This window comes from Vallitalea sediminicola (genome assembly GCF_054408565.1).
In genome coordinates, this window is sequence record NZ_BTPT01000021.1 from 34722 (window position 1) to 55035 (window position 20314).

The following is a 20314-nucleotide window of genomic DNA, read 5'->3' on the forward strand; positions in this document are numbered from 1 at the left end:
AGGGAACAATGAGTGATTGGTATAATTGAGATTGTATAAGTTACTTGGTTTCTATGTTAGGAGAGATAAAAATGAAAAGCACTTATGAATGGATAAGTAAGTATATTCTGCTTTTCATGTGCATCTTCTGTTTAGTGGGTTGTAGTAGTAAGAAAGTAATAAAAGAAGAAATTGATACCTATAAAGACAATGATGAGATCATTACCATTGATGATGTAGGCATTAAGGTTGATGAGGTAATGCCATATTTACTGCAGGTTAAAATGGAGTTTGAAGAATTAGGTGGAGAAGATGTCTGGGATCATAATGATTTTAGTGGAGGGAAAAAGGCTGAAGATGTAGCCAAGTTAGCAGTACTTGATAATCTTATTCGTACTAAGATTCTGGTTAAGAAATCAGATGAAATGGGGATAACTATTACTGATAGCGAAGAAGAAGAGGTAAGGTCTCAAGCACTAAAATACTATAATGATCTAAAAAAAGCAGATATAGAAAATTATCATCTAAACAAAGAAAGTATATTTAATTCTTTTAAGGAATATAGACTGGTTAATAAGGTCATCACTGAAATGACAAATGGGTATGTTCCAAAAGAAGAAGAATTGGCGAATAAGTTATTAGAAAATGAATACTATGTAAAATTAGAATCAAGCAACTTAGAAGATATACTACTAAGTTTGAAAGTAGTACACATATTTATAGAAACTCATGAGAAAAATGATAATGATGAATATGTGATTATTTCTCCGGATATTGAAGACGAGGCAAAAAAAAGGATCGAAGAAATATACGATAAAGCTATTAACAAAGAAGATTTTACCAGTCTTGTAAAAAAATATTCGCAAGATGAATCTACCAAAGATAATAATGGTGAATATATCCTACCGGTTAGACTTTTAGACGATGATTTTCAGGATTTGATAGAATTAAAACCTGGAGATATAAGTGATATAAAACAAAGCGATTATGGATATCACATTTTTAAACTACTAGAAAAAATTCCTCCTACAGATGAAGAAATAAAAGAGTTCAGTGAAGAATTCAAAAAATACGAAAATCAATTGAAAGAAGAATACAAGGAACAATTAAAAAATAGTGCATTTAATACGATATATGAAGAATGGAAAAATAATACAATTGTCGACTTGAATGAAGAACTGTGGGCTAAAATAGATATTTTCGGTAATATTAATGAAAATCCAATAAGTGACAAAAACGTTGAATGAAATAAATGTTAATATCTAATAATAAGAACTAAGAGGTAATCTTAGTTCTTTTTTTATCCTATAAAAACTTTTATTAGGAACTGAAAGGACTTTTAATCAACATCATCAAAGCTGATTAGGTAAAATTTAATTTGAATAAATTGGTATTTAGTCTTAAGTTTAAAACTGTCAAATTATGAATATTATAGTTAAATTGTTGCATACTATTATTGACAGCTTTGTGATGACTATCTAAAGGAGGTAATAATTTGAAAGCAACAGGTATTGTAAGAAGGATAGATGATCTTGGTAGGGTAGTTATACCAAAAGAAATAAGAAGAACATTAAGAATAAGAGAAGGAGACCCCTTAGAGATATTTACTGATAAAGATGGAGAAATAATACTTAAAAAATACTCACCTATTGGTGAACTTGGAACATTTGCTAAACAGTATGCAGAAGCTTTAGCACAAACTACTGGACATACGATATGTATATCTGACAAAGACCAAGTTATAGCTGTATCAGGTGGCTCCAAAAGAGAATTTCTAGAAAAACAAATAAGCAAAGAATTAGAAGAGGCAATAACTGAAAGAGAAACAATACTAGCTAATAAAGATGAAAAGAAATTTATAGATATTTTATATGATGGAGAAAATAATGAATATATCTCTGAGGTTATAACTCCAATAATATCAGAAGGTGACGCTATAGGAGCGGTCATATTCCTAAGTAAAGATAGTAAAATAAAAATGGGTGAAGTTGAAACTAAATTAGCTCATTCAGCAGCAGGATTTTTAGGGAAGCAAATGGAACAATAAAAAAAAGACTGGGTTTAGATAACTCAGTCTTTTTTAATGCAGGTATTTAAAGTAGTAATAAATAACTATTAAAAAAGTATATGTTCCTACAGAGGATGGTTTTCTGAAAAAAATTTAAATTTGACTTAATTGTAAAATATCTGTTTTCAGCGGGTTTAGTTTAGTTTAATTAGTAAATTCAATCTATGAAATAAAATAAAGACCTATAAAAAATTAAAAAAAATTGATAATATTAAACTAATTTACATAGACTACAAAAATATTTATTTATAAGTAAAACATATTATGGTATAATTTGTTATATATTATTTGATTGGAATGATTGTTGTGACAAATATTAACAAAAATAATAAAAATTATTCTTTTGATGATCTCAAAAATATCATTAGAGTATTGAGAAGTGAGGATGGATGTCCTTGGGATAAAGTACAAACACATGAAACTCTTAAAGATGGTACTTTAGAAGAGGTATATGAGGTATTAGAAGCAATTGATAATAACGATATGGAAAACCTTCAAGAAGAACTTGGAGATATGTTATTACACGTAATATTCCACTCTCAAATAGCTACTGATAATGAGGATTTTGATATTGATGATGTAATTAATGGTATTTGTGAAAAATTAATCAGGAGACATCCACATGTATTCAAAGAGAAAGAAGATAAATCACCTGAAGAAGTAACTATAAAGTGGAATGAAATCAAGAAGGTTGAGAAAAACAATATTTCCTATACTGAAGACATGAGAAAAGTACCAAAAGCTCTTCCTGCATTAATGAGAGCAGTAAAAGTTCAAAAAAAAGCAAAAGATGCTGGATTTGATTTTACAGATATAAGCCAAGTTTTGGCTAAGGTACATGAAGAATTGGGAGAATTAGAGGAAGCCATGAGAATTGGTAATAATTGTAATATTATGGAAGAATATGGGGATTTACTATTTTCAATGGTTAATATTTCAAGGTTTTTGAAATTAAATACTGAATTTTCCTTGACAAATGCAACAGAAAAGTTTATAAATAGATTTGAGGGAATAGAAACCCTTGTAATACAAAAAGAATTAAGCGTGAACGACATAACAATGACTGAACTGGACAAGTTATGGGAGCGGCTTAAAGAACATGAAGAATAATCGTTTAAACGATTGTTTATAAAGCTAAGAATATTCTTAGCAGCGCATATATGCGTCTTTGTTCAAAATAATATAAATTAAAGTAGAGGAGGAGTTATTATGAACAAAGCTGAATTAGTTACGGCTATGGCAGAACAAACTGAATTAAGTAAAAAAGATGCAGAAAAAGCATTAAAATCATTTATCGATGTAGTTTCAAGTGAATTAAGTAATGGGGGCAAAATTCAATTAGTTGGATTTGGTACTTTTGATGTTACTGAAAGAGCAGCAAGAGAAGGTAGAAACCCACAAACTGGAGAACCAATGCAAATTGCAGCTTCAAAAGCACCAAGATTTAAAGCTGGTAAAGCTTTAAAAGATGCTGTAAATGGACGTTAGGTAAAACATTTTAATTTCTAAAAATCTGCACTATATAGTGCAGATTTTTTTATTTTATTTTATTATATAAATGGTTAATCCATTAAAAAGGGTAGGTGGTAACATGAGATTAGACAAATATCTTAAGGTATCAAGAATAATCAAGAGAAGAACAGTAGCTAATGAAGCATGTGATGCAGGCAGGATTAAGATCAATGAAAAAGTAGCTAAAGCAGGGACAAAAGTATCGGTTGGTGATATGATAGAAATTCAATTCGGTAATAAATCAGTTAAGGTAGAAGTATTAATGGTTAAGGAAACAGTTAAAAAAGATGAAGCTAAAGATATGTTCAAGTATCTATAGATGAAAGGGCTGCCTCATATAGCATTTTATGGATGAGATAGCCTCTTTTTTATAAGTACGTCCCATAAAAACTCATTAGATTAGAATAAATCCCTCTATAGGTTAATATAATGAATTATAGGTAATCCACATTAAGAGGAGGGTAATTATGGAAGAAAAGAATACAAATATGAACCATAGGTTAGTTATCAATGATAGAGAAAGAATTTCTATAACAGGAGTTTCTGATGTTATATCTTTTGATACAGACGTTGTTATGGTTGAAACTGAGATGGGTACGCTTACCATTAAGGGTTTAGAACTACACGTTAACAGATTGAATCTAGAAAAAGAAGAATTGGAATTAGATGGACAGATTGAAAGCTTAGAATACAGTGACGGTGCTAGATACGGGTCTAAAGGGTCATTTATGTCAAAATTATTTGGTTAGGTGATTTATGAATAGTTTAGTAAGCGCTCAAGCAATCAGCTTTATGATGTCAATACTAAGTGGTGTTTTTCTAGGATTTGTGTATGATTTAGTAAGAGTTCTTAGAAGAATAATAAAACATCCGAAATGGCTTATTAATGTACAAGATTTTATATTTTGGCTATTTGGTAGCTTTATTATATTCTTGGACATATTTAAAAACAATAATGGCACTCTAAGAGGATTTTTATACATAGGAGTATTCTTAGGTTTAATAATCTATTTCTTAGCAATAAGTAAGTTGGTATTAATGATTTTCATGAAAATATATTCCTTCATAGCTAATATAATTAAATTTTTGTTTAAGTTAATAATTAAACCAATTAAATTGTTACTTAGTCCTATCTTTTTTGTAGTCAGAAAAATATATAAACTCTTGAAAAAATTAGGCAAATGGTTGATAATAAAATATAAGAAGATAATTAAAGACATAAAAATCATATTCAAAAAGAAATAGATTAATTAACTTAAAGTATAATAAGCTTTAAGCATATACAATGTTGTTAAGTGAAAGGAATGATAGTTTACTTGAGAAAAAAAAGAAAAAAAACAAAAGCTATATTGTTTTCTACACTAGTATTAATACTATTGACCGTTGTTGTAAGTATTAAAGTATCAACTCTGTATGTTAAGAACATCCAACTCGAAAAAGATGAAACGAAACTAGAAAAAGAAATAGAAACAGAGCAAGAAAAGTACATAGACTTGTTAAAACAAAAAGAATACATTAAATCAGATGAATATATTGAGCAATTAGGAAGAGAAAAATTTGGACTAGTTAAACAAGGTGAAATTATATTCGTCAACGAAGAAGAATAAGAGGTTTCCTCTACAAGGAAATACTCTTTTTTTTTATGCCATTTTATATTCTTAGAAACTTAAGAATAAACATATAATAGACAACGGTCGTATATTGAAACCATATATAGTGATAATACACTCTCGTTACGTTTGTTGCTTCTATCTGTTTTTAAGGTATGGCAACAAGCCGTAAAAGTCGTTATTATCACTATATATGGTTACTTCTACATTTACCACTCTTAAGCCAGTAAAAAGAATGCGGTTGTAGCCTACATTAAAAAGTAAAAGGTATAAGGTAATTATTATTTAATTAATTATAAATTAGCTTAATAAATTAAATTAGCCCATTATTTTACACCTTCAACCACCTTATGTTTATAAGCTTATACTAATGATTTAAATACCGAGTGGAGATAGTATAGGGGAATATGAAGCAGTGAGCCATGGACGGCGAACTCAGCCCTTTAAACACGGACGTTTAATGGGCTGATGTAATATTCCCCTATACTATCTTTACGACCGTTCCCCCACCTATAAACATAATAACCCACCTCTATTCGATAATTAACCTATTCATGAGAAAATTTGTCTAAAAGTTTTTTAATTTCAATACAAGTTATGACAAACAATTTAAATTGCATAATATATAATTAGTTCTCACCAAGAGATGATTGGATTAATCGGAGGTTGATTGATCATAATTAAATAATATTTTGCAAAGGGGAGGAGAAGTATATGGGTAAAACTAACATTACAGTAGGACAAACCCAAATGCTACTACAAAAAAAAGAAAAACTACAAAAAGAAGGATTTAAAATACTTAAATTAATTTTTATGTATGCTGTGGGTTTAATGATGGGAAGGGCAGTAATATTTAATAATATGAATCCTATGGCAATGGCATATTTCTCAGCTGTATATATTGATAAGAAGAATAGAATATGGATGTTCTTTTCAGTTTTGATAGGTTTACTTACTGCTATGCCAATAATAGATGCATTAAAATATGCATTGATTATGATACTCATAGTATCAGTAAATTCTATTTTAGATATAAAAGGCAAGAAACCTTTATTGGTTCACGAGGGGGTGATAGCTGCTACCAGCTGTTTGATTATAACGATCACTGCTTCAATCATACAACATAATTTATTCAATAATATATTTGTTTCATTATTAGAAAGTGCTACTATTTTTTCATTAGTATTAATATATGGGCGTGGACTCAAATATTTATTTGAGCACGAAGAAGATAAAAAAGCAACTAATGAAATATTGATAAGTGAAGCTATAATAATGGGGACAGCGGTTGCTGGTATTGCAGACATTACTGTTATGGGGTTAGGATTCATAGAAATCTGGATATTCTCAGTTATCCTGATTCTAGGATATAGGCACGGTATTGGTACAGGTGCCATCATAGGTGTGATATCTGGAATTGTCCTAGTTCTGATGGGTAGGTATGATCCAGAAATAATAGGTATATTTGGTATGGTTGGGATATTGTCAGCTCTATTTAGAGAATTAGGGAAAGTAGGTAGTATAATAGGATTTTCTCTAGGGACAATTGGATTATGGTATTTTATATCTCCCCTTAACCTGGATTTCCAGATAGTAAAAGCTTTGATTGTAAGTGTAGGTATATTTGCTATATTGCCCAATGAGCAAGAGCAGATATATTCAATGAAAAAAACCTCAATTGAAGAGGATAAATATATAGATAAAGTACAAGGAATCATCAGTGAGAAATTAAATAACTTCTCCGATTCTTTTCAAAACATAGCTAAGACTTTTGAACATATATCTGAAAGAAGAGTGAATCTAACAACTGAGGAGGTGAATAAGCTCTTAGATGATGTAGCGGAAAGAGTATGTAAAGACTGTAGCATGTGTAAAATGTGCTGGCAAAAAGAGTTTTACGATACATATAGAACAGTATTTAGTATTTTTTCCGCTGTAGAAAACAAGAACCATATAACTGAAGATGATATTCCTGATGTCTTTATTAAAAAATGTATAAGACCCAAGGAATTCATAACAACAACAAATAAATTATTTGAATTATATAGAATAAATCTAACATGGGAAAATAGAATTGCTGAAAACAGACAGCTTATATCCCAGCAGTTTAATTCCGTTGCAGATATTATTGAAAAGTTAGGGAATGATTTATATAAAAATATAGAATTCAATACAGATCTGGAAAATAAAATTTCAGAGGAACTAAAAAAAGATGATATTCTTGTCAAGGATGTAGTGGTATACAAAGCAAGGAATCAAAGAATGGAAGTAAGTTTGAAGATAAGATATTGCGGAGATAAAACGAAGTGTATGAAAGATATAACTCCTGTGATTAATAAATTCACCAAGAAAAAAATGAGGTTAGAAGAAGGGTGCAAATATATTAATGGGAGTAAATATTGCGAAGTGAAATTTATTGAAAGTGAGGTTTACAGAATTGCCAAAGGGGTTGCTAGAGCCAGTAAAGACTATAAAGACGTATCAGGTGACAGCTATACCTTTTTGAATCTACCAAAAGGACAAGATATCGTTGCACTTTCAGATGGAATGGGTACAGGGCTGAAAGCGTTCAAAGAAAGTAAAGCTGCCATTGAATTGTTAGAGCAATTGTTGGAAGCTGGATTTGATGGTGAAACAGCAATAAAAATGATAAATTCAATACTTGTATTAAAATCTAGTGAGCAAACCTTCTCAACTCTGGATATGGGTTTAGTTGATAGATATACGGGTATATGTGAATTTGTAAAAATCGGTGCTGCATCGTCATTTATAAAGAGAGGAAATAAAGTGGAGGTAGTCAAATCAACATCACTACCTATGGGAATGTTAAATGAAATAGAAAGCGAATCAACAACTAAGAACTTAAGAAATGGCGATATGGTTATAATGGTTACAGATGGAATATTAGATTGTGAGGATGAGGAAATTGATAAAGATAAGTGGGTAGAGGAATCTCTACATAAGTTGGATAGTAGAAATCCACAAGATATGGCTGATTACATATTAGAATCAGCGAGAGAAAAAACAGGAGGTATGGTAAAAGATGATATGACTGTGCTAGTAATGAGGATATGGGAGAAAGCGGGATAAAGATTCATTATAAAATGATTACAGCGGAGAATAAGTTAATGGCGAATTCTCCGCTTTTTAATCTTATGGAAAAGTACGTAAGATATTAACAAACTGTTAATAATGGAGCATATGTTACAAAGATTTAACTTGACTATTGATTTATTTGTACAAGTCTAGTATATTAAAAGAGTCACTTATTTATAGCTAAACAGAAATCATGAAGGATGTAAAGATGTATGGTAGATAAGGTGTTAAGCACTATCCAAAAGTTTAATATGATTGATAAAGATGATAATATTATTATTGGTGTATCTGGTGGAGCTGATTCCATATGTTTATTACATATGCTATATAATCTTAAGAGTAAGTTGGACATAGATCTACATGTTATACATGTTCAGCATGGTATTAGAGGAGAAGATGCAGATGAAGATGCCAAATTTGTGGAAAAATTTTGCCATGAAAGAGGTATTATATGTCATGTGTATTATTTTAATGTTAAAAAGTTAGCAAAAGAAAATAAAATATCTGAAGAAGAAATGGGTAGAAAAGTAAGATATCAAGTTTTTGCAAAGGCAAGTAGAGAATGGGGCGGGACGAAGATTGCTCTAGCGCATCATATTAATGATAATGCAGAAACTATAATAATGAATCTGTTAAGAGGAACTGGAATCAAAGGAATTGGTGGGATACGTCCCAAAAGAGACAATATCATTAGACCATTGATTGAGTGTACTAGAGAAGAAGTTGAAGAGTACTGCGTGGATAATGATATAAAATACAGAGACGATTATACTAATGAGATGGAAATATACACTAGGAATAGAATTCGTCACACTGTTATACCTTACATTGAAAATAATTTTAATCAGAACTTTATTGCTAATTTAGTTAATACTGCTAATCTAGTAAGAAGTGAAGATGATTATATAGATAAAATTGTTTTGAAAGAAAAAGAGCAAATTGTCAAAAGAGAAAATAATGAATTCATTATTGATCTAAAAGGATTTTTACAAGTGGATACAGTTATAAAAAGAAGACTGGTAAGACACATAATTGGTGAGATTAGCTCATTGAAGGACATTGAATATAAGCATATTAATGAGATAATTCAGTTAGCCGATAAACAAGTTAGTAAAAGAATAAATTTACCAAAAGGATTAATAGCAAAAAAAACGTATGACAGTATCATAATAACCAATTTGGGAGAAAATAAGATAAATGATTTTAATTACGATGCAGGAGATTTATCAAAAACATATATAGAAGAATTAAATAAACATTTAGATTTTCGCATTATTGAAGAGAAAAAATATAATATTCCTAAAAATTTATATACGAAATGGTTTGATTATGATAAAATAAAAGATAATTTGAAGGTTAGAAGTAGAAAGAGTGGAGATTTAATCGCCATAAAAGGAATTAATGGTACCAAAAAATTAAAAAAATATTTTATTGATTGTAAAATTCCGAAAGAACAACGAGATGCTATACCACTATTAGCTGATGGAAACAATATAATTTGGGTCATTGGTTATAGAATAAGTGAGGCATACAAGGTTACTGCTTCAACCAAAAAAATATTAGAAGTGAGATATTATTAGAGGAGGATATTATGATGCATAATATACAAACATTAATATCTGCCAAAGAGTTAAACGCAAGAATTGCAGAATTAGGTAAACAAATATCAGAAGATTATAAAGGTAAAGAAGTTCACTTGATTTGCGTACTTAAAGGCGGAGTAATGTTTATGGTTGACTTATCGAAACAAATTCAGGATATTCCTGTTACGATGGACTTTATGGCTGTTTCAAGCTATGGGAATGAAGCATCAAGTAGTGGTGTGGTTAAAATTGTAAAAGATCTTGATGAGTCAATTGAGGGTAAGGAAGTAATTATTGTTGAAGACATTATAGATTCAGGTAGAACACTTAGTTATTTGGTTAATATTTTAAAAGATAGAAAACCAAATAGTATTAAAATATGTACATTATTAGATAAACCAGACAGAAGAGTCGTTGATGACGTACAAGTTGATTATAGAGGATTCAGTATACCTGATAAATTTGTTTTAGGTTATGGTCTTGATTATATGCAAAGATATCGTAACTTACCATATATTGGAACAATGAATAGTTAATATATTTGATAAACGAAAATCGTAAATATTCTAAAGATAGGAAAGGAGGCAAGCACATGAAAAAAAATATTAAAGGATTTAGTTTTTATGCGCTTTTACTTTTAGTTTTACTTATCGCAGTTTTTATATCAAGTAACAAATTTGATACTATGAAAGGTGACTATGGGTATCAAGATTTAGTTAAAGAGATTGAAAATGTCGTCAGAATTGAAGTTAAACAGAATGCAGAAATACCTACTGGTATTGTAACAGTCTATTTTGAAAATACTGATTCGAGAAGTTTTCCAATAACAAATACATCAAAATTTGAAGATAAGATGGAAGGATTTGGAAAGAAAGTATATGTTAAGGATATTGTAAGACCTGGATGGTTCATTCAGATATTACCATCATTAATTATTCTTATCCCTGTAATTTTCTTATTATTCTTTATAATGAATCAAGCCCAAGGAGGAGGCGGTGGAAACCGTGTTATGTCCTTTGGTAAAAGCAAAGCTAAAATGGTAGCAGATGAGAATAAGAAAATTACATTCCAAAATGTAGCTGGACTTGAAGAAGAAAAAGAAGAATTAGAAGAGGTAGTGGAATTCCTTAAGAGTCCACGAAAATTCGTAGAATTAGGTGCTAGAATACCAAAAGGTGTCTTATTGGTTGGACCTCCGGGAACAGGTAAAACTTTACTTGCCAAAGCAGTAGCTGGAGAAGCTGGGGTACCATTCTTTAGTATTTCTGGTTCAGATTTCGTTGAAATGTTCGTTGGTGTAGGTGCATCCAGAGTAAGAGATTTATTTGAGCAAGCTAAAAAGAATGCTCCATGTATTGTTTTTATTGATGAGATTGATGCTGTTGGTAGAAAAAGAGGAGCAGGACTTGGTGGAGGTCATGATGAGAGAGAGCAGACACTTAACCAATTACTTGTTGAAATGGATGGATTTGGAGTTAATGAAGGTGTTATAGTTATAGCTGCAACTAATAGAGCAGATATATTAGACCCTGCATTATTACGTCCAGGTAGATTTGATAGAAAAGTTGTTGTAGGAAGACCTGATGTCAAAGGTCGTGAAGAAATATTAAAAGTACATTCAAAAGGGAAACCTTTATCAGATAATGTTGATATGAAAATCGTAGCTAGGACAACTGTAGGATTTACTGGTGCCGATCTTGAAAACTTATTGAACGAAGCATCAATATATGCGGCAAGAGCTAGTAAAAAGGTTATTGAGCAAGAAGATATTCAAAAAGCATTCATCAAAATAGGTGTAGGTACAGAAAAGAAAAGTAGAGTGCTCACCGAAAGAGAAAAGAAAATTACAGCTTATCATGAGGCTGGGCATGCCATATTATTCCATGTATTACCTCTTGTAAGTCCAGTACACAGCATTTCAATAATACCTACAGGTTATGCGGGTGGTTATACTATGCCGTTACCTGAAAACGATGAGACTTATCAAAGTAAAAAAGAAATGGAACAAGATATAATTGTTGGTCTAGGTGGTAGAGCTGCTGAACAGATCATTTTTGATGATATTACAACAGGTGCATATGGAGATTTACAATCAGTAACTTCAACAGCAAAAAATATGGTTGTAAAATATGGTATGAGTGATGTAATAGGACCTATTCAGTTTGGTAATGATAATGACGAAGTATTCATTGGGCGAGACTGGGGTCATACAAGAAATTATGGAGAAAATATAGCTGGTCTAATTGACAGTGAAATAAAACGTATTGTAGATAATGCTTATAACGAAGCTATAAGATTACTTAATGAGAATTTGGATGTTATGCATAAAACAGTACAATTATTATTTGAAAAAGAAAAAATATCTGGAAAAGAATTTGCTGCTTTATTTGACAAAGAATTTAAAAAAGTAGATAAAAGTGATGTGGATATGGTGGTAGTTGCACCTGTTGAAAAGCAAATGAAACTAGATATAGATGCTGGTCAAGATAAATAGAAGATTAATTTAGAGGATGGCAAAAGCCATCCTTTTTTTTATGAAGTAATATCATCACTTAATATAGATAATATAAGCTTGCGGAAATTGTTTTCGAATTTTGTGTCATTTTCTATACTTCTTTTCTTCATTTTTGAATACCTTTTTTTGGCTCTCCTAGCTTCGCCTGAAATATGCCTTTCCATAAGAAGTCTATTAATATTGTCATTGGAGTAAATAAAACCATTGGGGTGAATAGCAGAAGCTTTTTTACTTAGAGCCATGGTTGCTACACCGTAATCACCAGTTATAATTACATCATCTTTATCGCTTCTGTTGATTAAGGCAAAATCTACAGCATCTTTTCCTTTTCCAATAACAAAAATATTACAGTAATCATTTTCATAAATATGGGATGAATCTATAAAAATGTCCACAGGGATGTTATATTCTTTTGCAATTCTAATAATAATATTTTTTACGGGACATGCATCACCATCAACAAGTATCTTAATAATAAACCTCTCCTTAATCAATACAATTTAATTCAACTTATCTATATTAATATTATTATACAATAATATAAGATTGTTTGCTATAATATAGACAAGTTGAATTAAATAATTGCTAAAAATAAACAGTATACTAAAAATAAATGAGGTATTGAAATGTTTTCTAATAAATTAAGTATATCAGTAAGAGAACTCATAGAATTCGTTCTGCGTTCAGGTGATATAAAATCAGTTTTTTTAACATCAAGCAGAGCAGCTGATGGTATAAAAGCACACCAAAAAATTCAGAAGAGATTCAGTAAAGAATATGATGCATATGAATCAGAAGTACCAGTTAAAGATAAAGTGTTGATTGATGATATAGAACTTGAGATAAATGGTCGTATTGACGGTATTATTTTTGAGGATATAATAATTATTGATGAAATAAAATCAGTAGCCAAATCATTAGAAAACATAGATGAAGATTATAATAAATTGCATCTAGCTCAAGGGAAGATGTATGCATATATATATGGCAAACAAAAAAACATAGACAAGTTGATAGTTCAGTTAACATATGTTGAGCTTGGTAGTTATGCCATAAAACAATTTCAAGAAGAAGTTACTTTTAAGGAATTAGAAGAATTTTATTTTAGTGTAATAAATATATATATAGAATTTGCCAAGAAAATTATTGATTACAATAGATTAAGAGATGACAGTATTAAAGATTTACAATTTCCATTTGATTCTTTTAGAAAAGGTCAAAGGAAATTTATGAATAGTGTATATAAAGTAATAATGGAAGATGAAAAGTTATTCGCCAGAGCTCCAACGGGTATAGGAAAAACCATGGGGACACTCTATCCTGCAATAAAGACTATGGATAAGAAAAAATCTAAAATATTTTATCTTACAGCAAAGACAATTGGAAGGGATGTAGCAGAAAAAGCAATCAAGTTACTAGAAAACGATGGTTTAAAATTAAAAAGGGTTCTTATAACTGCAAAAGATAAGATATGCTTGAATGATGAGAAAAAATGTGACAGTAAATATTGTAAATATGCAAAAGGACATTATGACAGAATAAACGGAGTTATCAGTGAGTTGTTAACTGTAGCTGATGATTATAGCAGGGATACTATTTTAGAATATTCTAAGAAATATCAAGTGTGTCCTTATGAGTTGACCCTTGACTTAGCACTTTTCAGCGATTGTATCATATGTGACTACAATTATGCTTTTGACCCTAGCGCAGTACTAAAAAGATTTTTTGTTGAAGGTAATGGAAGCTATACATTTCTCATTGACGAAGCTCATAACCTAGTTGACAGAGCAAGGGAAATGTATTCTGCCAGTATGTATAAAAAGCCTATATTAAAGTTAAGAAGGAAAGTCAAGGATATTGATAAAACTCTTTATAGGTACCTAGGAAGATTGAATAGCTTTATGATTGAAAAGAGACATGAATGTGAAATCGTAGGAGATTTCTTAGTGGAAGAATATTATTCTGAGGATTTTGTAGATATACTTAGAGGGGTCATACACAGAACAGAAAAGATATTTGCCAATTTGGTTGAATGGGAACATATGGATGAATTATTGGATTTTTATTTTGATAGCTATGATTTTGTTAAAAAAGCAGAACTCTATGATGATAGATATATAACTTATTATGAAAAGATACAAGATGATGTTATGATAAAGCTTTTTTGCTTAGATCCATCGGGGAATCTAAGAGATTATATGGGGAATGCAAAATCTACTGTGCTATTTTCAGCTACATTAACACCGATGGATTATTTTGTTAAGATACTTGGAGGTAATGAAAAGAATTATGGTTTGACTCTAGAATCTCCCTTCGAACAAGAAAATCTATGTATTTTAATAGATAACAAGGTATCTACAAAATATAAGAACAGGCAAAATACTTATATTAATGTTGTAGAGACTATATATAATACAGTTAAGGGGAAAAAGGGTAATTACATCATATTTTTTCCATCCTATAAGTATCTGGATGAGGTATATGACACGTATATCAACATAATAGAAGATGATGATATAAATATTGTAAAACAAGAAAGAGGACTTAGCGAAAGTGAGAAAGAAGATTTTCTAGGAGAATTTCATGATGAGAGAGAGACTTCATTTGTAGCTTTTGCAGTACTAGGGGGTATGTTTGGTGAAGGTATAGATTTAGCAGGAGAAAAACTTAGTGGCGCAGTTATTGTAGGGGTTGGGTTACCTTCTATATGCAATGAAAGGAATCTTATCAAGAATTACTTTGATAATGCATCGAATAACGGCTTTGAATATGCTTATATGTATCCTGGGATGAATAAGGTCATGCAAGCAGCAGGAAGGGTAATAAGAACAATGAATGATGTAGGAATCGTTGTTCTTATAGATGAGAGATTTGGTAGTAATTATTATAAAAGGATTTTTCCTTATGAATGGAATCATGCTCATTATGCATCTAGTGATCTATTGAGAGAGAGAGTTAATGATTTCTGGAAAAATATATCTACAGAGAAAGCATATAATTGAGAATTAATAATTATTAAAAGGGTTTATATATAAGTTGAATTAAATAATTTCTATATAGTCAGCAATTATTTAGCTCTATTAGGCTTATAAAATCAAGGGAAATATATTGGACTTATAGAAATGGATGTGTAGATGTTTAAGTTCAACATATATAGATGGAAGGATGGGGTTTTAGATGAAAAAAGTCGCATTAATTTTTACTGGTGGAACAATATCAATGATGGTTGATGAAAGGTTAAAAGCAGCTATACCAGCACTTTCGGATAAAGATATCATATCTAAGGTATCAGGTATAGAAAAGATGGCACAGATTGAAGTTATACACTATGGTGCTTATCCTGGACCTCATATCGTTCCCAACATGATGTTAGACATTGCAAGAGTCACTAACGAACTTTTAAGTAGAGGAGATATAGAAGGAGTAGTTATTACACACGGTACAGATACTCTTGAAGAAACGGCGTATTTTCTTGACCTTATTATTGATTCAGAAAAACCTGTTGTCGTAACTGGATCAATGCGTAATGGTTCAGAACTTGGATATGATGGCCCTGCTAATCTGGCTGCTTCAATATGCACAGTTTGTTCTGAAGAATCTAAGAACAAAGGTGTATTGGTAGTCATGAATAATCAAGTAAATGCAGCTGACGAAGTAACTAAAACTCATACATTAAGTCTTGACACATTTCAGAGTATGGACTTCGGTCCTCTTGGTATTGTAGACTCTGACCAAGTTATATATTACAGAGATAGGAAAAAAGCATCTAAGATTACTACAGAAAAAATCGAAAATAGAGTTGCTCTCATTAAAGCTGTAGCTGGTCTTGGTTCAGTATTCATAGATTATCTGGTTGATAATAATTATAGAGGTATAGTCATAGAAGCTTTAGGTAGAGGGAATGTACCACCAACTATGTTAAAAGGTATTAAGAGAGCTATTGACTTGGATATTCCGGTTGTCATAGTATCAAGATGTGCAAAAGGCAGAGTTCTTGATTCTTATGGATACAAAGGTGGAGGAAGACAATTAAGGGATATGGGAGTCGTATTAGGAGATAATCTATCAGGACAGAAGGCAAGAATTAAATTAATGATAGTTCTAGGAGTAACTAAAGATGTGGGTGAAGTAAGGCAAATTTTTGAGAAAGATTTATACAAAAAAATATAAAAAAATTGTTAAAAAATGGGGCTGTGCAAAAACTAGCTTTATTAGTTTGACCTTTTTGTATATAATTGAAAGGGACATAAATTGATCAAATTATTCGTTGTATAATACTACTAATAAAAATAGTCAAATTATTGAAAGTTTATGCACACTTATTTCTGGGTTAATGCTATAATTATTATTGTAAAACCCCCCAATACAATATATATAAATAATAAAGTTTTTGCTACACCCCATAAGAACAAATACCTTCTCCTTAAAGGGAAAAGACAGCCGATCGGTAGGCTGTCTTTTTTATGTTGCAGGAAAGTTTCCTATAGCCTTTTTATGTAAATTACTATATTCTATGAAATATTTGCTAATATTTGGACAGAATATAAACGAAGATAAGTTATTAAGATAACAACATTATTAGAGGTAACATTAACTTGTATAACTTATATTAGTAATGAATATAGTGTATAGAGGTGATAGTGGTGAGAACATATTATAAAAGTTGTTTCCTAAAAAGAAATAATTTTATAAAATTAATCTTAAATGCTAATAATAAAAAAGTGATTGAAATTGGAAATGATGTAAGAAGTAATATGACAGTGTATATAAATACAGATGTTTTTACTTCAAAAAGAGAAGCGATAACAAAATATAATAATAGAATTGATCACTTATATAATTGGGGATATGATATTGTTGAGGATTAGTTCTAGAAGATAGAATAAGGAGGCTTGGCTATCCTATGTTACATAAGACGTTCAAAGAACTTTCATTAGCACAAAGATTATTACTGTATATGGATAATAATAAACCAATATTAGATGAAAGAGCTGTTTTTAGTGATGGAACCATTGAATATAGAATACCTTCTGAACCAAAGGCAAATCAATCAGTAAAAGTTAGATTAAGAACCAAGAAAGATAATATAGAAAATGCATTTGTAATCTATAATGAAAATAGACTTGAATTATATATAGATGAATCAGATGAATTATTTGATTATTATGCAGGAGAAATTAGGCTTGAAGAAGATATTCTAGATTATTATTTTGAAATAAATATAGGTAATTTTAGATGTTATTATAATAAAAGAGGTATTAGTCGTGAACCTAATACTCATTTCAATTATAGGATATCACCTGGATTCAAAACTCCTGACTGGGCTAAAGGGGCAGTTTTTTATCAAATATTTGTTGATAGATTTCACAATGGCGATAAATCCAATGATGTTGTAGATAATGAATACTTGTATGTAGAAAAGTTAACTAGAAGAATAAATGACTGGCATGTGCATCCAGATGCTGATAGTGTAAGAGATTTCTATGGTGGAGATATTAAAGGGATTATTGAAAAACTAGATTATCTAAATGATCTAGGTGTTGATGTATTATATCTTAACCCTATCTTTGTTTCACCCTCTAACCATAAATATGATACTCAAGATTATGATTATGTTGACCCTCACTTTGGTGTTGTAGTTAATGATGGCGGGGACGTTCTTGATAATAATAATCCATGTAATGAATACGCAACAAAATATATAATGAGGACCACTAATAAAGAGAATCTAGAAGCCAGTAATAAATTATTGATGGAACTTATAAAAGAAGTACATTCAAGAGGTATGAAGATCATCCTTGATGGAGTTTTCAATCATTGTGGTTCATTCAATAAATGGCTGGATAGAGAGAATATATATAAGAATCAAACTGAATATGATATAGGGGCATATGAATCAAAGAACAGTCCATATACTAGATTTTTTCATTTCCATTGCAGATGTGAGTGGCCTAACAATACTAATTATGATGGTTGGTGGGGATATGAGACTCTGCCGAAACTTAATTATGAAGGTTCAAAAGAACTATATAACTATATATTGAATATAGGGAAGAAATGGGTTAGTTCGCCTTATAATGCTGATGGATGGAGATTAGATGTGGCAGCTGATCTTGGATATTCTCAAGAATTCAATCATATGTTTTGGAGAGATTTCAGAAAATCTGTAAAATCAGCTAATGATGAAGCTATTATTCTTGCTGAGCATTATGACGATTCCAGGGATTGGCTTTTGGGAGATCAATGGGATACAGTTATGAACTATGATGCATTCATGGAGCCGGTTACTTGGTTTTTGACAGGATTAGAGAAACATAGTGATGAATTTAAAGGAGAATTGCTTAATAATCATAAAGCTTTTTTTGAGACTATGACTCATAATATGCAAAGTTTTCTAACTGGGTCGTTATTAACAGCAATGAACGAATTATCTAATCACGATCATTCAAGATTCATGACTAGAACTAATCATATGGTAGGTAGAACCAACAATCTTGGTCCTGAGAAGGCTAATGAGAATATTAATAAAGGGATTATGAAAGAGGCAGTAGTAATACAAATGACTTGGCAGGGAGCACCTACTATATATTATGGTGATGAAGCAGGTCTATGTGGGTGGACTGATCCTGATAATAGGAGAGCCTTTCCATGGGGAAATGAAGACCAAGAACTATTAGGATTCCATAAAGAAATAATATCAATCCATAAAAGATATAAAGCCCTTAGGACAGGTTCATTGAAATATCTATATGGAGAGTGGGGTATTATCAGTTATGGAAGATGGGATGACAAAAACAAACTAGCAATTGCAGTCAATAATAACAATGAAGAAAAAAGCTTTGATATTCCTGTTTGGGAGTTGGGTATAACAGATTTAGACAGTATGGAAAAAATAATACTTACGACTCAAGATAGTTTTAACATAGATAATGAAAAATATGAAGTCAGAAGAGGAAAAATAAGATTAACATTACCAAAATATAGTTCTATAATTATCGCTGGTTAGAAAATGATAGTACTTTCTAATAATCGTTCATTATATTTTAACTTATTTTATAACCAAAAAGCTTAATAAAGAGCATATTTTAGATCTAATAATACGCGTTTAGTAAAATAAGGGGTGTTTTTTCAAAAAAAATGAAAAAAATTTAATTTTTTTTCGAAAAACCCTTGATTTTTTTCTGAAATAGTATATGATTATATAGAACCTTGCATTATAAGTAAAAAATTATCAAGTTAATAAACGAGAATTATCTAATATTAGATTTTATAATATAGTTCGAATTTTTATTGATGAATTATTTACAAGTGATATAAGGAAAAATAAAAATTCGGAGGTAAGATATTATGACAGGTACAGTTAAATGGTTTAATTCAGACAAAGGTTTTGGTTTTATTTCAACAGATGAAGGAAATGACGTATTCGCTCATTATTCACAAATTCAAAAAGACGGATTCAAAACTTTAGAAGAAGGCGAAAAAGTTTCTTTTGACGTTGTTGAAGGTGCTAAAGGTCCTCAAGCTGAAAATATTATGAGTTTATAATTTTAATAAAGTGACCTAAAGATTTTATCTTTAGGTCTTTTTTATTGGAAAATTTAGTGATATAATAGTTAAGTGTATTTGGAGAGATGTCCGAGTGGCTTAAGGTGATGGTCTCGAAAACCATTGTGCGGCAAAACCGCACCTAGGGTTCAAATCCCTATCTCTCCGTTTTTGTATGAGAGTCTACAGCTTTTGGTTGTAGACTCTTTTTTGTTATAGTTGCACAAAAATTAATAAATTTATGTAATTTGCAAATTGATAAATATTATAAAATGTTATAAAAAATATAAATATATGATTATTTTTATAAAAACAATTGAACACAATTAAATAAATTGATATAATGATTAAAAGTAAGAATAATGTGAAAATATAGTATAATATAAAGAATGATGAAATTTTCAAA

General features: G+C 30.3%; 18 protein-coding genes and 1 tRNA gene. 18 read left to right on the forward strand and 1 reads right to left on the reverse strand.

Annotated elements, in window-relative coordinates:
* The first annotated feature begins 71 nt into the window (after nt 1-71).
* The 12 genes from ACX6CF_RS09620 to ftsH all read left to right on the forward strand — a co-directional run bounded on the left by ACX6CF_RS09620 (nt 72) and on the right by ftsH (nt 12342).
* On the forward strand, nt 72-1226 hold the full coding sequence (locus tag ACX6CF_RS09620) for a peptidylprolyl isomerase (RefSeq protein WP_458785112.1): 1155 nt from the start codon (nt 72-74) through the stop codon (nt 1224-1226).
* A 248-nt stretch (nt 1227-1474) separates the two neighbouring features.
* Entirely contained in the window at nt 1475-2026 is a 552-nt protein-coding gene (spoVT, locus tag ACX6CF_RS09625; RefSeq protein WP_293756746.1) for a stage V sporulation protein T, read from the forward strand.
* A 318-nt stretch (nt 2027-2344) separates the two neighbouring features.
* On the forward strand, nt 2345-3157 hold the full coding sequence (gene mazG, locus ACX6CF_RS09630) for a nucleoside triphosphate pyrophosphohydrolase (protein ID WP_458785135.1): 813 nt from the start codon (nt 2345-2347) through the stop codon (nt 3155-3157).
* 99 nt (nt 3158-3256) lie between these two features.
* A complete protein-coding gene (locus ACX6CF_RS09635; RefSeq protein ID WP_458785113.1) occupies nt 3257-3535 on the forward strand; it encodes an HU family DNA-binding protein in 279 nt (92 codons plus the stop codon).
* Nucleotides 3536-3638: 103 nt separating this feature from the next.
* Complete coding sequence (locus ACX6CF_RS09640; RefSeq protein WP_458785114.1) at nt 3639-3878, forward strand: RNA-binding S4 domain-containing protein; 240 nt, start codon at nt 3639-3641, stop codon at nt 3876-3878.
* A gap of 148 nt (nt 3879-4026) precedes the next feature.
* Nucleotides 4027-4308, forward strand: coding sequence for a sporulation protein YabP (gene yabP / locus ACX6CF_RS09645; protein ID WP_458785115.1), 282 nt, complete (start codon nt 4027-4029; stop codon nt 4306-4308).
* A 7-nt stretch (nt 4309-4315) separates the two neighbouring features.
* Entirely contained in the window at nt 4316-4804 is a 489-nt protein-coding gene (yabQ, locus tag ACX6CF_RS09650) for a spore cortex biosynthesis protein YabQ (RefSeq protein WP_458785116.1), read from the forward strand.
* 71 nt (nt 4805-4875) lie between these two features.
* Entirely contained in the window at nt 4876-5166 is a 291-nt protein-coding gene (locus ACX6CF_RS09655; protein WP_458785117.1) for an FtsB family cell division protein, read from the forward strand.
* A gap of 717 nt (nt 5167-5883) precedes the next feature.
* Nucleotides 5884-8259 carry a stage II sporulation protein E gene (gene spoIIE / locus ACX6CF_RS09660; protein ID WP_458785118.1) on the forward strand — a complete coding sequence of 792 codons (2376 nt, stop codon included), beginning with the start codon at nt 5884-5886 and terminating at the stop codon, nt 8257-8259.
* Nucleotides 8260-8477: 218 nt separating this feature from the next.
* Nucleotides 8478-9845, forward strand: a complete 1368-nt coding sequence (gene tilS, locus ACX6CF_RS09665) for a tRNA lysidine(34) synthetase TilS (protein WP_458785119.1) — start codon at nt 8478-8480, stop codon at nt 9843-9845.
* A gap of 11 nt (nt 9846-9856) precedes the next feature.
* On the forward strand, nt 9857-10384 hold the full coding sequence (gene hpt, locus ACX6CF_RS09670; protein ID WP_458785120.1) for a hypoxanthine phosphoribosyltransferase: 528 nt from the start codon (nt 9857-9859) through the stop codon (nt 10382-10384).
* 56 nt (nt 10385-10440) lie between these two features.
* Nucleotides 10441-12342 (forward strand): ATP-dependent zinc metalloprotease FtsH, encoded by a 1902-nt coding sequence (gene ftsH / locus ACX6CF_RS09675; RefSeq protein ID WP_458785121.1) that lies wholly within the window; start codon nt 10441-10443, stop codon nt 12340-12342.
* Between the two features lie 38 nt (nt 12343-12380).
* Here ftsH and ACX6CF_RS09680 read toward each other — a convergent pair whose 3' ends face one another.
* Complete coding sequence (locus ACX6CF_RS09680; protein WP_458785122.1) at nt 12381-12857, reverse strand: YaiI/YqxD family protein; 477 nt, start codon at nt 12855-12857, stop codon at nt 12381-12383.
* A gap of 132 nt (nt 12858-12989) precedes the next feature.
* On the opposite strand from ACX6CF_RS09680, the gene ACX6CF_RS09685 reads away from it, so the two are divergent.
* The 6 genes from ACX6CF_RS09685 to ACX6CF_RS09710 all read left to right on the forward strand — a co-directional run bounded on the left by ACX6CF_RS09685 (nt 12990) and on the right by ACX6CF_RS09710 (nt 20076).
* Nucleotides 12990-15365, forward strand: a complete 2376-nt coding sequence (locus ACX6CF_RS09685; RefSeq protein WP_458785123.1) for an ATP-dependent DNA helicase — start codon at nt 12990-12992, stop codon at nt 15363-15365.
* 175 nt (nt 15366-15540) lie between these two features.
* Nucleotides 15541-16533 carry an asparaginase gene (locus ACX6CF_RS09690; RefSeq protein ID WP_458785124.1) on the forward strand — a complete coding sequence of 331 codons (993 nt, stop codon included), beginning with the start codon at nt 15541-15543 and terminating at the stop codon, nt 16531-16533.
* 473 nt (nt 16534-17006) lie between these two features.
* Nucleotides 17007-17231 carry a hypothetical protein gene (locus ACX6CF_RS09695; RefSeq protein ID WP_458785125.1) on the forward strand — a complete coding sequence of 75 codons (225 nt, stop codon included), beginning with the start codon at nt 17007-17009 and terminating at the stop codon, nt 17229-17231.
* Between the two features lie 35 nt (nt 17232-17266).
* On the forward strand, nt 17267-19369 hold the full coding sequence (locus tag ACX6CF_RS09700) for a glycoside hydrolase family 13 protein (RefSeq protein WP_458785126.1): 2103 nt from the start codon (nt 17267-17269) through the stop codon (nt 19367-19369).
* 341 nt (nt 19370-19710) lie between these two features.
* A complete protein-coding gene (locus ACX6CF_RS09705; protein ID WP_458785127.1) occupies nt 19711-19908 on the forward strand; it encodes a cold-shock protein in 198 nt (65 codons plus the stop codon).
* 80 nt (nt 19909-19988) lie between these two features.
* Nucleotides 19989-20076 (forward strand) — tRNA-Ser (locus tag ACX6CF_RS09710).
* Nucleotides 20077-20314: the final 238 nt, after the last annotated feature.

Excerpts from the sequence above, each read along its gene's own strand:
- ACX6CF_RS09685 (WP_458785123.1), top strand. The coding sequence starts at position 12,990 with ATGTTTTCTAATAAATTAAGTATATCAGTAAGAGAACTCATAGAATTC.
- ACX6CF_RS09705 (WP_458785127.1), top strand. The coding sequence starts at position 19,711 with ATGACAGGTACAGTTAAATGGTTTAATTCAGACAAAGGTTTTGGTTTT.
- ACX6CF_RS09690 (WP_458785124.1), top strand. The coding sequence starts at position 15,541 with ATGAAAAAAGTCGCATTAATTTTTACTGGTGGAACAATATCAATGATG.
- yabP (WP_458785115.1), top strand. The coding sequence starts at position 4,027 with ATGGAAGAAAAGAATACAAATATGAACCATAGGTTAGTTATCAATGAT.
- spoIIE (WP_458785118.1), top strand. The coding sequence starts at position 5,884 with ATGGGTAAAACTAACATTACAGTAGGACAAACCCAAATGCTACTACAA.
- ACX6CF_RS09635 (WP_458785113.1), top strand. The coding sequence starts at position 3,257 with ATGAACAAAGCTGAATTAGTTACGGCTATGGCAGAACAAACTGAATTA.
- hpt (WP_458785120.1), top strand. The coding sequence starts at position 9,857 with ATGATGCATAATATACAAACATTAATATCTGCCAAAGAGTTAAACGCA.
- yabQ (WP_458785116.1), top strand. The coding sequence starts at position 4,316 with ATGAATAGTTTAGTAAGCGCTCAAGCAATCAGCTTTATGATGTCAATA.
- mazG (WP_458785135.1), top strand. The coding sequence starts at position 2,345 with ATGATTGTTGTGACAAATATTAACAAAAATAATAAAAATTATTCTTTT.
- ACX6CF_RS09620 (WP_458785112.1), top strand. The coding sequence starts at position 72 with ATGAAAAGCACTTATGAATGGATAAGTAAGTATATTCTGCTTTTCATG.
- ACX6CF_RS09640 (WP_458785114.1), top strand. The coding sequence starts at position 3,639 with ATGAGATTAGACAAATATCTTAAGGTATCAAGAATAATCAAGAGAAGA.
- ACX6CF_RS09700 (WP_458785126.1), top strand. The coding sequence starts at position 17,267 with ATGTTACATAAGACGTTCAAAGAACTTTCATTAGCACAAAGATTATTA.
- tilS (WP_458785119.1), top strand. The coding sequence starts at position 8,478 with ATGGTAGATAAGGTGTTAAGCACTATCCAAAAGTTTAATATGATTGAT.
- ftsH (WP_458785121.1), top strand. The coding sequence starts at position 10,441 with ATGAAAAAAAATATTAAAGGATTTAGTTTTTATGCGCTTTTACTTTTA.